14 protein-coding genes and 1 riboswitch are annotated in these 14,934 nt (G+C 45.9%); of the genes, 9 read left to right on the top strand and 5 right to left on the bottom strand.

The window, feature by feature from the left end:
- The first annotated feature begins 36 nt into the window (after positions 1 to 36).
- Positions 37 to 1,041 (top strand): tryptophan--tRNA ligase, encoded by a 1,005-nt coding sequence (trpS, locus tag LIN98_RS01600; protein ID WP_005567048.1) that lies wholly within the window; start codon positions 37 to 39, stop codon positions 1,039 to 1,041.
- Positions 1,042 to 1,127: 86 nt separating this feature from the next.
- Here trpS and ribB read toward each other — a convergent pair whose 3' ends face one another.
- The 3 genes from ribB to ppa form a co-directional block, all read right to left on the bottom strand.
- The gene (gene ribB, locus LIN98_RS01595; RefSeq protein WP_005548174.1) at positions 1,128 to 1,772 is read right to left on the bottom strand and encodes a 3,4-dihydroxy-2-butanone-4-phosphate synthase; all 645 of its coding nucleotides are present in this window, start codon (positions 1,770 to 1,772) and stop codon (positions 1,128 to 1,130) included.
- Positions 1,773 to 1,864: 92 nt separating this feature from the next.
- A riboswitch (FMN riboswitch) is annotated at positions 1,865 to 2,048 on the bottom strand.
- A 403-nt stretch (positions 2,049 to 2,451) separates the two neighbouring features.
- The gene (locus tag LIN98_RS01590) at positions 2,452 to 3,225 is read right to left on the bottom strand and encodes a M48 family metallopeptidase (RefSeq protein ID WP_005548176.1); all 774 of its coding nucleotides are present in this window, start codon (positions 3,223 to 3,225) and stop codon (positions 2,452 to 2,454) included.
- 75 nt (positions 3,226 to 3,300) lie between these two features.
- Positions 3,301 to 3,828, bottom strand: coding sequence for an inorganic diphosphatase (gene ppa / locus LIN98_RS01585; protein ID WP_005548178.1), 528 nt, complete (start codon positions 3,826 to 3,828; stop codon positions 3,301 to 3,303).
- Between the two features lie 161 nt (positions 3,829 to 3,989).
- Here ppa and mtr point away from each other — a divergent pair, with 161 nt between their 5' ends.
- Together mtr and LIN98_RS01575 are read left to right on the top strand one after the other, a co-directional pair.
- Positions 3,990 to 5,234 carry a tryptophan permease gene (gene mtr / locus LIN98_RS01580; RefSeq protein ID WP_005567043.1) on the top strand — a complete coding sequence of 415 codons (1,245 nt, stop codon included), beginning with the start codon at positions 3,990 to 3,992 and terminating at the stop codon, positions 5,232 to 5,234.
- A 278-nt stretch (positions 5,235 to 5,512) separates the two neighbouring features.
- A complete protein-coding gene (locus LIN98_RS01575) occupies positions 5,513 to 5,830 on the top strand; it encodes a DUF4298 domain-containing protein (RefSeq protein WP_005567042.1) in 318 nt (105 codons plus the stop codon).
- Positions 5,831 to 6,211: 381 nt separating this feature from the next.
- On the opposite strand, the gene aphA is transcribed toward LIN98_RS01575, so the two are convergent.
- A complete protein-coding gene (gene aphA, locus LIN98_RS01570) occupies positions 6,212 to 6,919 on the bottom strand; it encodes an acid phosphatase AphA (protein ID WP_005567041.1) in 708 nt (235 codons plus the stop codon).
- Positions 6,920 to 7,133: 214 nt separating this feature from the next.
- Here aphA and hslV point away from each other — a divergent pair, with 214 nt between their 5' ends.
- From hslV to LIN98_RS01545, 5 genes are all read left to right on the top strand, one after another.
- The gene (gene hslV / locus LIN98_RS01565; protein WP_005554522.1) at positions 7,134 to 7,661 is read left to right on the top strand and encodes an ATP-dependent protease subunit HslV; all 528 of its coding nucleotides are present in this window, start codon (positions 7,134 to 7,136) and stop codon (positions 7,659 to 7,661) included.
- Between the two features lie 20 nt (positions 7,662 to 7,681).
- Entirely contained in the window at positions 7,682 to 9,013 is a 1,332-nt protein-coding gene (gene hslU / locus LIN98_RS01560; RefSeq protein WP_005589872.1) for an ATP-dependent protease ATPase subunit HslU, read from the top strand.
- A 65-nt stretch (positions 9,014 to 9,078) separates the two neighbouring features.
- Positions 9,079 to 10,662, top strand: coding sequence for a nickel ABC transporter substrate-binding protein (gene nikA, locus LIN98_RS01555; RefSeq protein ID WP_148326213.1), 1,584 nt, complete (start codon positions 9,079 to 9,081; stop codon positions 10,660 to 10,662).
- 98 nt (positions 10,663 to 10,760) lie between these two features.
- Positions 10,761 to 11,504, top strand: coding sequence for an MlaA family lipoprotein (locus LIN98_RS01550; RefSeq protein WP_032996149.1), 744 nt, complete (start codon positions 10,761 to 10,763; stop codon positions 11,502 to 11,504).
- A gap of 17 nt (positions 11,505 to 11,521) precedes the next feature.
- On the top strand, positions 11,522 to 12,016 hold the full coding sequence (locus LIN98_RS01545; RefSeq protein ID WP_005548195.1) for a YfbU family protein: 495 nt from the start codon (positions 11,522 to 11,524) through the stop codon (positions 12,014 to 12,016).
- 84 nt (positions 12,017 to 12,100) lie between these two features.
- On the opposite strand, the gene LIN98_RS01540 is transcribed toward LIN98_RS01545, so the two are convergent.
- Positions 12,101 to 12,784: a 2,3-diphosphoglycerate-dependent phosphoglycerate mutase gene (locus LIN98_RS01540; protein WP_005567036.1), complete on the bottom strand. Its 684-nt coding sequence runs from the start codon at positions 12,782 to 12,784 to the stop codon at positions 12,101 to 12,103.
- A gap of 305 nt (positions 12,785 to 13,089) precedes the next feature.
- On the opposite strand from LIN98_RS01540, the gene LIN98_RS01535 reads away from it, so the two are divergent.
- A complete protein-coding gene (locus tag LIN98_RS01535) occupies positions 13,090 to 14,748 on the top strand; it encodes a phospho-sugar mutase (RefSeq protein ID WP_005571009.1) in 1,659 nt (552 codons plus the stop codon).
- The last annotated feature ends 186 nt before the right edge of the window (positions 14,749 to 14,934 follow it).

The raw sequence follows: 14,934 nt of genomic DNA, 5'->3' as shown, positions 1-14,934 counted from the left end.
TCAATAACAAGATTTAAAAAAATTAAGGATGTAAAAATGAGCAAACCTATCGTGTTCAGCGGTGTACAGCCATCGGGTGAATTGACTATCGGTAACTACCTCGGTGCGTTACGTCAGTGGGTAAAAATGCAGGATGATTACGAATGCCTGTTTTGTATCGTGGATCAGCACGCCATCACCGTGCGCCAGGATCCGGCGGCATTACGCAAAGCGACCTTAGACGTGTTGGCGCTCTATTTAGCCTGCGGCATCGACCCGGCGAAATCCACCATTTTCATTCAATCCCATGTGCCGGAACACGCGCAACTGGCTTGGGTGTTAAATTGCTACACCTATTTCGGCGAAATGAGCCGCATGACCCAATTTAAAGATAAATCCACCCGTTATGCGGAAAATGTCAACGTGGGTTTGTTCACTTATCCGGTGTTAATGGCGGCGGATATTTTGCTTTACCAAGCCAATCAAGTGCCGGTGGGCGAAGACCAAAAACAACATTTGGAAATCACCCGCGACATCGCCCAACGTTTTAACGCCTTATACGGACCGCACTTTGCCGTGCCGGAAGTGTTTATCCCGAAAGCGGGCGCGCGCGTGATGTCATTGTTGGAACCGGAAAAGAAAATGTCCAAATCCGACGAAAACCGCAACAACGTCATCGGCTTATTGGAAGACCCGAAAGCGGTCGCCAAGAAAATCAAACGCGCAGTGACCGACTCCGACGAGCCGCCGGTGATTCGTTATGATGTGAAAAACAAAGCAGGCGTGTCAAATTTGCTGGATATTCTGTCCGGTGTCAGCGGCAAAACTATCGCAGAACTTGAACAGGAATTTGAAGGCAAAATGTATGGTCACTTAAAAGGCGCGGTGGCAGAAGAAGTCTCCGCCATGTTGACCACCCTGCAGGAACGCTACCACCATTTCCGCAACAATGAGGTATTACTGCACCAAATCGCCAAAGAAGGCGCAAAAAAAGCTCAAGCCCGCGCGCGAGCAACACTGGCGAAAGTGTATGAAACCGTCGGGTTTATTGCGGCGAAGTGATTAATCTTAAACAGAAGTAAAAAAGTGCGGTTAAAATCCATCGTGAATTTTAACCGCACTTTAGTTTAGATTTTTAGCAAAGCCGTTTAGCAGTGATATTTCTGACGGTATGTAATCAAGTCTTCAATAGTCACAATCGCATAACCCTGTTGTTTCACGAATTCCACCAGTTCCGGCGCTCTTGCCATGGTGCCGTCGTCGTTGGTGATTTCGCAGATCACGCCCGCTTCTTTATAGCCTGCTAAACGTGCCAAATCCACCGCCGCTTCTGTGTGACCGTTGCGTTGTAGTACACCGTTCGGGGCGGCACGTAATGGGAAAACGTGTCCCGGGCGGTGTAAATCGCTCGGTTTGGCGCCGTCGGCAATGGCGGCTTTAATGGTGGTCACGCGGTCGGCGGCGGACACCCCGGTGGAAACCCCTTCGGCAGCTTCAATGGTGACGGTAAAGGCAGTTTTATTCACGCTGGTGTTGTGGTTTACCATCGGAGGTAAATCCAGTTGTTTGCACAATTCGTCGGTGATACATAAACACACGATGCCGCTGCCGTAGCGGATAAGTTTTGCCATTTGGGCGGCGGTAATGGTTTCGGCGGGGAAGATTAAATCGCCTTCGTTTTCGCGATTCTCATCGTCTAACACAAGGACGCCGTCGCCTTGTTTGAAGGCGTCGATGGCGGCTTTGACACGTTCTTCAGCGGTGCCGAACGGGGATAATAATGACTGATTCATAGTAAATGCCTTTTTAATAAGATGAATTTATACCAGAATCAGGGCGGACGATAAAAAGGACGAACACAGGTTTGAACAAACCTGTGCTGCTTTTTTATTCTCTTTCATCCAGACTGTCACTGTCGGCTTTGGATTCGCACCAAATCTGCTGACTTTATCGAAAAAACGCCGTCAAAAACGACCGCACTTTTGTCGATAAACGCTCGTGGGCTTGCATTGAAACATTCCTTCATGCTTACCACCGGTAGGGACTTTCACCCTGCCCTGAGAATGCGCGCCTAGTATAGCGCAAAGGGACTGGTGTTAAAATCGGTTTTGGGCACACAAGGACAATTTAACGCGTCTAATACGAGTTAATCGGCATAACTCTACTCAGCCCTAAAAAAATTTCCAAAAGCTATTTCAAATAGCCCAATGAGAGAATGAAGTACGAACAAGAGTTGTTGGTAGCCTAACGTTAATTCGCAAAAGTTAATTCAAATTTTCAATCATGGAAAATTTTAGGGAAAATCCACCAAAATGAACCAAAAGAAATACCTTTAACCCTATATTACCAGGCTAGGCATGTTATTTTACTGCAAGTTAAAATTCAGTTTCAGGTTTTGTGCAACTGCTACAGAATATTGGGTGAATTTAAAAAACGCCGAAGAAAGTGACCGCACTTTTTTGCTAATTAGGATTAGCGTTTTCTGCTTTGTTTGTATAAGGCAACCGCTTCAGGCATTAAGCGTACTAAGTTCTCTTGGCGATCTTTGTCGCTTGGGTGAGTTGAACTTAATTTGTCTAAGATACCTTGAGAGCCGGTTGAGGCTTTTTGCATTTTGTCCCACAATTTCGGTGCCGCTTCAGGGTTGTAACCGGATTTTGCCATTAATATTAAACCGACTTCATCGGCTTCGGTTTCCGCGCTACGGGAATACGGTTTATCCAAGCCCCAGTCTTTGGCTAAGCCCACTACCATTGAACTGCTGTCAGCGCCGATTTTCGTGGCTAACGCTTCTTGTGCAACACTGGCGACAACATCGGTGAATTGACCGATATTGGCTTTTTTCTTACCATGTTCTTTTAAGGCATGTGCCATTTCATGTCCCATTACGGTGGCGATTTCATCATCGGTTAAACGTAAGTTATCTACTAAACCGGTGTAAAACGCCATTTTCCCGCCGGGCATCGCCCAAGCGTTAAGTTCTTTGGACTTGATGACAGAAATTTGCCAGTCAAAGGCTTGTCCTGTTTTGTTTTCGGCATTGGCATACGGCACCATCTTGTTAAAGATTTTGCGTACACGCTGTGCAGTTTTTGATTTGTTATCCACTTGCCCGTGTGCTTGCGCCTGGCTGATCATTTGTGCGTAGCCCGTAGCCGCTTCTTGGTTAATGGAAGCAGAATCCGCACAAGCGGTTAAGATGCCGATAGTTGAAACTAATACGAGCATTTTGCCTAATCTAGACATAGATTTTCCTCAATAAGGTTGATTGTGTGTAAAAAACCGCCCTTCTGAAAAAGGGCGGTGGTAAAAAGATTTCAATTATTTTTTTGCACGTTCAAATGAATCAAGGATTTCATGACGGGCGGCTTCAACGCCTTCCCAGCCTTCCACTTTCACCCATTTACCTGTTTCTAAAGCTTTATAGCTTTCGAAGAAGTGCTGGATTTGTGCTTTTAACAATGCAGGTAAATCGCCTACATCTTGAATGTGATCATATTCTTTGCTCAATTTGGTGTGCGGTACGGCAACCACTTTCGCATCGCCGCCGGCTTCATCGGTCATCTTTAACACACCTACAGGACGGCAACGAATGACCGAACCCGGTTGTAACGGATACGGAGTCGGCACTAAAACGTCAACCGGGTCGCCGTCGGAAGAAAGGGTGTTGTTCACATAACCATAGTTGGCAGGATAGAACATTGCCGTTGCCATGAAACGGTCCACAAATAATGTGCCGGTTTCTTTGTCAACTTCGTATTTAATCGGATCTGAGTTTGCAGGGATTTCGATGACAACATAAATATCATCAGGTAATGCTTTACCTGCCGGTACTCTTTCTAAGCCCATTTGCTATTCCTTCTGTTGAGTGTCAATAAAGCTGACCAATTATAGCGGGAATCGGCTTCCTTTGTCGAGTTACACGACATGAATCGACAAATTAAAATCTATTGTCTTTTCTATTTGCACTATTATAATAGTTCAAATTTTCTTATAAAAGGAACAGCATTATGACGACTGCAAAACGCCCTTCGTTACTTGGCGGCGCGATGATTATCACCGGTACGGCGATCGGTGCGGGAATGCTCGCCAATCCCACCTCCACCGCCGGCATTTGGTTTGCCGGTTCCATCGTCATCTTAATTTACACCTGGTTCTGCATGACCACATCAGGCTTGATGATTTTAGAAGCTAACTTACATTATCCCACCGGCGCCAGTTTCGACACTATCGTCACCGATTTGTTGGGTAGAGGCTGGAATGTCATTAACGGTTTGTCCGTGGCATTCGTACTGTATATTTTAACGTATGCCTATATCACCTCAGGTGGCAGCATTACAGAAAGTTTCCTCAATCAATTGGGTGAAAACGTAGAAGTCGGGCGCAGCGCAGGTTCGCTGATTTTCTGCATTGTTTTGGCAGCGTTTGTATGGTTCTCCACAAAAGCCGTTGATCGCTTCAGTACCGTGCTTATCGCCGGCATGGTGATTTCCTTTTTTCTGTCCACCGCCGGATTATTAAGCTCTGTGAAAATCGACGTTTTATTTAACACCGTCGCACAAGGCGAACAGCAATATTTACCTTATATTTTGACCGCACTTCCCGTGTGTTTGGTGTCTTTCGGCTTCCACGGCAACGTGCCGAGCCTGGTGAAATATTACGATCGTGACGGCAACCGCGTGATGAAATCCATTTTCCTCGGCACCGGTTTGGGGCTTGTCGTTTACATTTTGTGGCAACTTGCCATTCAAGGTAACTTACCGCGCGCCGAGTTCGCCCCGGTCATCGCCAAGGGCGGTGACGTCGCGGCGTTACTGGAAGCGTTGAGCAAATACATTCAAACGGATTACATCGGTATTATTCTGAATTTCTTCGCCTATATGGCAATCGCCAGTTCCTTCCTCGGCGTCACCTTAGGCTTGTTCGATTACATCGCCGATCTATGTAAATTCGATGACAGCCGTTTAGGACGCACCAAAACCACATTGGTTACCTTCCTGCCACCTCTATTGCTGAGCTTGCAATTTCCTTTCGGTTTCGTGCTTGCCATCGGTTACGCTGGTTTGGCAGCCACCATTTGGGCGGCAATTGTGCCCGCGTTATTGGCAAAAGCCAGCCGCAAAAAATTCCCGAACGCGACATATCGCGTGCATGGCGGCAACTTCATGATTTATTTCGTGATCCTGTTCGGGTTATTGAATATCTTCGTGCAAGTGGCATTGCAATTCGGCTGGCTCTCGGATTTCAAAGGATAATATGCCGGAAAAGCAAAACGTGTATGATAAAGTGGTTTTTTTGTGCTTTATCAAAAACTGTGCGGTAACTCCTGCAGTCTGAATGAAACCGTAGTTACAGGGCAAGTCTTAGATTTAGGCTGTGGTTGTGGTGAGCGTCTTAAACTGTATTTGGAACCGAGGGAACTAAACAATTTGAGTCTGTGCAGTACAGAGCCCAATATTTTCTCTGTCCAAGTTGTAGGAGGGCACTTTTGAGATGAAAGTGCGGTTATTTTTGCAGGCGTTTTGGAGGTTAAATGTTATCGAAAGCACGTTTAGAGCAAATCACCGAAATGGAAGCCATTTTGAGCGAATCCAATGATTTTCTTGCTGAAGCGGAAACGTTTTTTGAAAAATGGCAGGCGTTTTTACCAAAAATGGAAGCCTTAGAACGTTATTATTTTGACGGCGATTGGCGCGAGGATTATGAAGCCTATGGGCGTGGCGATATTCCGAAAGAGTTGCCTTGCGGCGTATTGGGTGAAGATCCGATTTTTAATGCGAGTGTGACACAACGGGATTTAGCGGTACGGTGGCTGAAATTAATCAGCCGGATTTTAGACAACAATAAGTAATTTGTTAAAAAACACTGTGTTCATTTTCAATTTACCATAAATGAGTACATTTGTTTTGTCCCCAAAATTTATGTTTTTTTAGAGAAATTAACCTTTTATGCAATAGGTAATACGTCTGGACAGCGCTATGGTACATTATTGTTCGTGTGGTTGACCTTATGAGCGTTGTTTTAGCAGTTGACATTTGGAATTCTCCGTTTTGCTGAAAACAACATTGATAGAGACGGATTAGGCGTTGAACGCTTCTACGTCCCGGGTCGCAACTCTGCCGCTTCTATCGAAATCTGCTTCTAACCGAGGCTGAAATTCATCGTAAAAAAACGACCGCACTTTGAGGGGGCTCCTTCAAAGTGCGGCTATCTTTTTATGTGTTTTTAAAAACTAGTAGCTTGAGTTAATTAACACTTCTTCGCCGTAGCCACCGAGGGTTGGCATCGGTTGATATGTGGAGTTGGCGGCGCGCATGAGGCGGATGCCACGAACGCCGGCTTCTTTGGCGGCAAGAATGTCATCGTCGCTGTCGCCGTAGTGAATGGTGACTTTGTGTTCGATAATGCCCGGGGTTTTGTTGTATTTGGTGGTGCGATCACGTCCGCCCATGAATTCAACCGGATGCATGTTTTTGATACTAAAGGCTTTTTGTAACACCGGGGTCACGCCGTCTTTGTCCCCGGCGGTACGACCGGTGATGAAATAAATTTGGTCGCCGCGCTCTTGGTGCATATTGATTAAATCCACCGCAATTTGTTTCGGAATGGAATATTGGTCACAACCGGCGTTTACTTCGTTCCAGAAATCCTGATTTTTCAAATAATCCTGTTTACCCGGTGAGTATTTTTGTTGTCCGTGATAAAAACACGGGCTGCTGAATAATACGGTGTCGTCAATATCAAAGCTCACATTCATCGGTGCTTTGCCTTCCAATTCTTTTTTCAATTGGTCAACGGAAATCCAGTGAATCGGTTGTTCTACCAACATTTCTCGGGCGTTGGTGCCTTGGTGGGTATAGGGTTCACTTTTTGCCGCCATTGCCGGAAGGGTTGCGGCTGTTAGCATGGCGATGAGGGATAATTTAACGAGGTTTTTCATGGTAACTCCTGAGTGCGTTGTTAATTGACGGTAGTTATCGTACCTGTTCTATTCCATTGTGCAATTTAAGCAATCGTTTGCTATGTAAAATTCTGATCATGGTCACACTTTGTCGGGATAATTGGCGGAGAAATAATCAGTGATCTTTTCTCTTGAATTCTGTGAATTCACCACAATATAGCCCACATCTTTTCTTAGTAAAAAAGGACAAATGATGACAACGATTGTAAGTGTACGTCGCAACGGTAAAGTGGTTGTCGGCGGGGATGGACAGGTTTCTCTGGGCAATACGGTGATGAAGGGTAACGCGCGCAAGGTGCGTCGTTTGTATAACGGTAAAGTGTTGGCGGGATTTGCCGGCGGCACGGCGGATGCCTTTACGCTATTTGAATTATTTGAACGTAAACTGGAAATGCACCAAGGGCACTTGCTGAAAAGTGCGGTGGAATTGGCGAAAGATTGGCGCACCGACCGCGCATTGCGGAAGTTGGAAGCCATGCTGATTGTGGCAGATGAAAAAGAAAGTCTGATTATCACCGGTATCGGCGATGTGGTGCAACCGGAAGAAGATCAGATTCTTGCCATCGGTTCCGGCGGTAACTACGCTTTATCCGCCGCTCGTGCGTTGGTGGAAAACACCGATTTATCCGCTCGCGAAATTGTGGAAAAATCACTGAAAATTGCCGGTGAGATTTGCGTGTTCACCAACACTAATTTCACCATTGAAGAATTACCGAATTAAGAAATCATAAGGAATAAACTATGTCTGAAATGACTCCGCGTGAAATAGTCTCTGAATTAGATCAACATATTATCGGGCAGAGCGAAGCGAAAAGAGCGGTGGCGATCGCCTTGAGAAATCGCTGGCGCAGAATGCAGTTGCAGGAGCCGATGCGTTATGAAGTGACACCGAAAAATATTTTAATGATTGGTCCGACCGGGGTGGGAAAAACCGAAATCGCCCGTCGCTTGGCAAAGTTAGCCAATGCTCCGTTCATTAAAGTGGAAGCCACCAAATTTACCGAAGTAGGCTATGTGGGGAAAGAAGTGGATTCCATTATCCGCGACTTAACCGACAGCGCTATGAAACTGGTGCGTCAGACGGAAATTGAAAAAAATCGCGTGAAAGCGGAAGAAGCGGCGGAAGAACGTATTTTAGACGCCTTATTGCCGGCGGCGAAAAACCAATGGGGCGAAATGGAAAACCGCGATGCGCAAAATAATACGCGCCAGATTTTCCGTAAGAAATTACGTGAAGGTGAGCTTGATGATAAAGAAGTGGAGATTGATGTCGCCGGTGTGCCGATGGGCGTGGAAATTATGGCGCCTCCGGGCATGGAAGACATGACCAGCCAGCTGCAGTCCATGTTCCAGAATCTGTCCAGCGGGCAAACCAAAAAGCGCAAAATGAAAATTAAGGATGCGTTAAAAACCTTAGTTGATGACGAGGCGGCGAAATTGGTGAATCCGAAAGAGCTGAAACAAAAAGCTATTGATGCGGTGGAACAAAACGGTATCGTGTTTATTGATGAAATTGATAAAATCTGTAAAAAAGGCGAATATAGCGGGGCGGATGTGTCCCGTGAAGGTGTGCAGCGCGACTTGCTACCACTGGTGGAAGGTTCTACCGTTAACACCAAGCACGGCATGGTGAAAACCGATCATATTCTGTTTATTGCCTCCGGCGCATTCCAAGTGGCGCGCCCGTCCGATTTGATCCCGGAATTACAGGGGCGTTTGCCGATTCGCGTGGAATTGTCGGCACTCACCGCCGGTGATTTTGAGCGCATTCTGACCGAACCGAATGCCTCTTTAACGGAGCAATACAAAGCATTAATGGCGACGGAAGGCGTGAACATTGAATTCACCCAAGATGCCATTAAGAAAATCGCCGAGGCGGCATTCCGCGTGAATGAGAAAACCGAGAACATCGGCGCCCGCCGGTTGCATACGGTGATGGAACGTTTGATGGATAAAATTTCCTTCAACGCCAGCGATATGGACGGACAAACTGTCAGCATTGACGCGGCGTATGTTAGCGAAGCGCTCGGCGATGTCATCGAAAACGAAGATTTAAGCCGCTTTATTCTTTAATCTTTCTCTTTTGATTTTAGGCATGATAGTTGTATCATGCCTTTTGTTTATAGATGGAGAGATTCATGAAAAAAATAACTTTAATTCTGACCGCACTTTTCACCGCCTTGCCAAGCTGGGCGAATATGCAAAACAACGAATTGGATTACGCCAGCACGAAAGATATTCGTGATATTAATCCGCATTTGTATAGCGGTGAAATGACAGCGCAGAATATGGTGTTTGAGCCCTTGGTGCTGAATACGGAATTCGGTCCACAGCCGTATTTGGCGGAAAGTTGGAGTATCTCGCCGGATGGCAAAACCTATATTTTCAAATTACGCAAAGATGTCAAATTCAGCGACGGCGAACCATTCAATGCTCAGGCGGTGAAGCTGAACATCGATGCCGTACTGGATAATTATACCCGTCATGCATGGTTGGAGCTGGTGCAACAAATCGACAGCGTGCGCGTTATTGACGATTACACCATTGAACTGAAACTCAAAAACGCCTATTACCCGACCCTCACCGAACTGAGCTTAACCCGCCCGTTTCGTTTTATTTCACCGAAATCGTTCATTGACGGCAAAACCAAAGACGGCGTGAAAGAATACGCCGGCACCGGTCCTTGGATGTTGGCGGCGCATGAAGAAAATCAATACGCCCGTTTTACCGTAAACCCGCATTATTGGGGCAAAAAGCCACAATTAAATGCTGTAGTGTGGAATGTCATATCTGATCGCCAAGCCATGTTGGCGGCATTGGAAAACGGCGATATTCAGTTAATTTTCGGTTCCGACGGCGACATGGTTAACATGGATGCCTTTGATAAGCTGAAATCCTCTAAAACGCTTTCCACTCTGTTAAGCGAACCCACCGCCACCCGTTTCATCATACTAAACAGCGGACGGGAAATTACCGGTGAATTGCCGGTGCGTGAAGCGTTGGAACACGCCGTCAACAAGCAAGGTATTGCGCAAACGGTGTTTGCCAATTCGGAAAGTGTGGCGCAGACGCTGATGTCAAAAAATGTCCCTTACAGTGATGTGGAAGTGAAAACCTTCGATTACGATATAGCTAAAGCTCGCCAACTATTGGATTTTGCAGGCTGGAAATTGCCGGCAGGGAAATCCGTGCGAGAAAAGCAAGATAAAGTCTTGTCATTGTTGTTTTCTTATAACGCCGATAATGCGGCGGAAAAAGAAATTGCCGAACTTATCCAGACGGATTTAAAAAACATCGGTGTGGATTTACGCATTGTTGGCGAAGAAAAAACGGCATATCTGGAACGGCAAAAAACCGGCGACTTTGATGTGCAATATTCCCTTTCCTGGGGCAAGCCTTATGAACCCGCGTCTTACATTTCTTCTTTCCGCAGCCCCGCCCATGCCGATTATCAGGCACAAAAAGGGCTGAAAAACAAACCGGAAATAAACCTAATTATCGGCGAATTATTGATCACGCCCGATGAAACGCTACGCAAGAAACTTTATGTGAATTTATGGAGGACACTGGCGGATCAGGCGGTTTATCTGCCGTTGACCTATGCCCGCACCAAAGCGGTATTCGCTAATGAATTAAAAGGTGTAGGGTTTAATCAGTCGCAATATGAAATCCCTTTTGAGCGAATGTATTTTTCGTCCGCACAAGCCCCCGCGACCAAATAATCGGGCGGCATAAAGTGCGGTCTGTTTTCCAAAAATTTTTGTAGTTAACAGGCAAGTTGTTTACAATGAAGCCATTTTTAATTAAACAGAGTGTCATTATGAAAACACAGAAACTTTTAGCCGCCTTATTGCTCGGTTCCGTCGTGCTGGCCGGCTGTTCATCCACCATCGATCCGGAAACCGGTGAACGCAAAGATGCGTTAGAAGGGTTTAACCGTAAAATGTGGGATTTCAACTATAATGTTGCCGATCCCTATGTGTTAAAGCCACTTGCCAAAGGCTGGAAAGAATATGTGCCAAGCCCGGTGCGCACCGGTGTGATTAATGTAGCGGATAATCTGGATGAACCGGCAAGTTTCGCCAACCGTTTGGTGCAGGGTGAATTCAAGCAAGCGCTGATTCACTTCAACCGTTTCTGGATTAATACGATTTTCGGTTTGGGCGGTTTAATTGACGTGGCAAGTTATAGCGATCCGCTGAAAAAACAAGGCGATAACCGTTTCGGCGATACCTTGGGCAGCTACGGCGTCGGCACCGGACCTTATGTGATGTTACCGTTATACGGACCGGCAACGCCACGCCAAGACATAGGCAACCTGGCGGATACCACTTACCCGATGCTTTCCCTGCTTGGTCCTTGGGGCTTTTTAAAAGCGGGTCTGCAAAGTATTGATACACGTGCTAAACTGATAGACAAAGAAGCCTTATTGGATCAGGCACAAGATCCGTATGTCGCTTTTCGTGAGGCTTATTTCCAAAATTTAGACCAGCGTATTAATGAGAGCAAAGGAAAACAAGCAGATTCAGAGTTATCACAAGATATACTCAATCAAATCAATTAATAAATGGGAGAATGATTATGGAAATGTCAACTACTCAACGTTTGATTTTAGCTAATCAATATAAGTTAATGAGCCTACTCGATTGTGATAATGCCGCTAAATATCAACGTTTGGAAACCATTGTAAAAGGCGGCTTTGCTTTAGAGTTAAACACTTTGGAAAATGATTTCACCAACATTTCGGAACGCGAATGTCAAATAGTGTTAGATACTTTGGAAATGTATAAAGCACTTCAAATTTCTTACAACAATTTAGAGAACAAATCCGAATTAAGCGAACATCGTTTACAGTTCGTCGGTTATTGCGCCATTCGTGAGAAGAAATACCTAAGCTACCTGCGTTTCATCACCGGCGTAGAAGGGAAATATCAGGAATTTATGCGTTGCGAACACGGCTGCGATTCCCAAACCCCTATGTGGGACAAATATTCCCGTATGCTCGAAGTCTGGCGCGCTTGTCCGCATGAATATCATTTAAGCATGGTGGAAATTCAAAATATTCTGAATGCTTAAATCGGGTTTAAAAAACACCGAAAAAAACAACCGCACTTTACCCTCATAAAGTGCGGTTGTTTTCTATGGCGAATTTATATCTGATTACAAATAGAATTTCTCAACCACTTTCAGATTATCATCTAATTTGTAAACCAACGGCTGACCGGTCGGGATTTCTAAATCCATAATGTCTGCGTCGGAAATGCCTTCAATGTGTTTTGCCAATGCACGTAAAGAGTTACCGTGAGCAACCACTAAAACGCGCTTACCGCTTAAGAGGGCAAGGGCGATTTGGTCATCCCAGAACGGAAGCACGCGCGCTAACGTGACTTTCAGGTTCTCGCCGTCCGGAATCACATCATCCGGTAAATGGGCGTAGCGACGGTCGTTGTGAGCGGAATTTGGATCTTTCGGATCAAGTAATGGTGGTAATGTGTCGTAGGAACGGCGCCAGATGTGAACTTGTTCGTCACCATATTTTTCGGCGGTGGCTTTTTTGTCTAAGCCTTGTAATTCGCCGTAGTGACGTTCGTTTAAGCGCCAGTTTTTCACTTGCGGGATCCATAATTGGTGGGATTCTTCCAAGACGATGTTACAGGTTTTAATGGCACGGGTCAGGACGGAAGTGAAGGCGATGTCGAATTCAAAACCGGCGTCTAATAACTTTTTTCCTGCCGCTTTGGCTTCTTCCACACCACGTTCGGTTAAATTCACATCACGCCAACCGGTAAATAAGTTTTTTGCATTCCATTCACTGAAGCCGTGACGAATAAAAACTAATTCCATAATAAGTCTCCTAAGATTAATTGAAAAAACTGCGTCAGTTATAGCAAAAAAACGCTTTTTTTGAAAGGAAAAACGCCGAAAATTTTTACCGCACTTTAGGCGTCAAAAGAGTGATTAATTTGATTTTTTTATCGGATTTTGACGTAATAAAATTTGTATGAAAACCATGTAATCGATTGCCTTACGTCGAATCTGTGAAATAGATCAAAGTGTCGCAAATTAATCGGAAATAATCATTTTACTTTTCGTGGTTTTTCGATAGGCTAGGGGAAGATTTGTACATTGACTTTAGGGAAGGAGAGAGTATGTCAGTACTTTTTGATACCGCACAAAATTGGTTAAACCAAGATCCGGATGTGGAAACACACGCAGAATTGACCGCACTTTTAAGTGCTGCGAAAGGCGGTGATGCTAAGGCACAAGCCGAACTCGCCGAACGCTTTAGCGGGCGCTTACAATTCGGCACCGCAGGTTTACGTGGTCGCCTGCAAGCAGGTTCCATGGGCATGAACCGCGTGTTGGTGGCGCAAGCCGCCGGAGGTTTGGCATTATTCTTAAAAGAATACGACAAGCAACCTTCGATCGTGATTGGTTATGACGGACGTAAAAATTCCGATGTATTTGCGCGTGATACCGCCGAAATCATGGCAGGCGCGGGCATTAAAGCCTATTTATTACCGCGCAAATTGCCAACGCCGGTGTTGGCCTATGCCATTCAATATTTCGACACCACCGCCGGCGTGATGGTCACCGCCAGCCATAACCCGCCGGAAGATAACGGTTATAAAGTGTATTTAGGCAAAGCCAACGGCGGTGGACAAATCGTTTCCCCGGCAGATAAACAAATCGCCGCACTTATTGATAAAGTCGCTGCCGGCAGTATTAAGGATTTACCGCGCAGTCAGGATTATGCGGTGTTAGACGACACCGTGGTGGATGCCTATATCGCCAAAACCGCTTCACTTGCCAAAGAACCGCAAACGGATATTAACTATGTTTATACCGCGATGCACGGTGTGGGTTATGAAGTGTTGAGCAAAACCTTGACAAAAGCGGGTTTGCCTCAACCGCATATTGTCGCCGAACAAGTGTGGCCGGACGGCACATTTCCGACTGTTAATTTCCCGAATCCGGAAGAAAAAGGTGCATTGGATTTGGCAATTAAGGTGGCGAAAGAAAACAACGCCGAATTTATTATCGCCAATGACCCCGACGCCGACCGTTTAGCCGTGGCAATCCCTGACGCCGAAGGCAACTGGAAACCGCTGCACGGCAACGTAGTAGGTTGTTTCCTTGGCTGGTATTTGGCGAAACAATATCAAGCTCAAGGCAAAAAAGGCGTATTGGCGTGTTCTCTCGTGTCTTCGCCGGCGTTGGCGGAAATCGCTAAGCGCTATGGTTTCGGATCGGAAGAAACCCTCACCGGCTTCAAATATATCGGCAAAGTACAGGGCTTATTATTTGGCTTTGAAGAAGCCCTTGGCTACTTGGTTGACCCGGATAAAGTGCGCGACAAAGACGGTATCTCCGCCGCCATTGTGTTCTTGGATTTAGTGCGCCATCTGAAAAAACAAGGCAAGACTTTGGCGGATTATGCGGCAGAATTCATCAGTGAATTCGGTGCGTATGTGAGCGGGCAAATTTCCATTCGCGTCAGTGATCTTTCCGAAATCGGCAAATTAATGACCGCACTTCGCAACAATCCGCCAAGCCAAATCGGTGGTTTCAATGTGGCGCAATTTATCGACCACACCAAAACCGACCGCCAAAGTGACATTCTGGTCTTTGTACTTGAAAACGGCAGCCGTTTAATTGCCCGTCCGTCCGGTACCGAACCGAAAATCAAGTTCTACCTCGACGCCCGCGGCACTGACCCGAAAAATGCCGACCAAGTCCTAGCCGACTTCGACGCCGCCGTCCGCGCTATTTTGCGCCAAGAGGCTTATGGGAAACAGGATTGTTGATTTTCCCCATTAACTAAAAATGAAAAACGGTATTCTTTGAGGAATACCGTTTTCTTTTAAATAAGCAGGCGCGTATTTCGGAGTGCACGGGCAGCTCAGTCAACGGGAATTTGAGGCAAAGTGCGGTCGGTTTTTCAAACGTTTTTGTGGGATAATCTGCCTTATTAATGGTATATTTAGCGCGGT

Origin of the sequence: Aggregatibacter actinomycetemcomitans, assembly GCF_023518055.1 — a bacterium.
In the GTDB taxonomy this organism is placed as follows: Bacteria; Pseudomonadota; Gammaproteobacteria; order Enterobacterales; family Pasteurellaceae; genus Aggregatibacter; species Aggregatibacter actinomycetemcomitans.
This window is presented reverse-complemented; position numbering and strand designations above follow the sequence as displayed.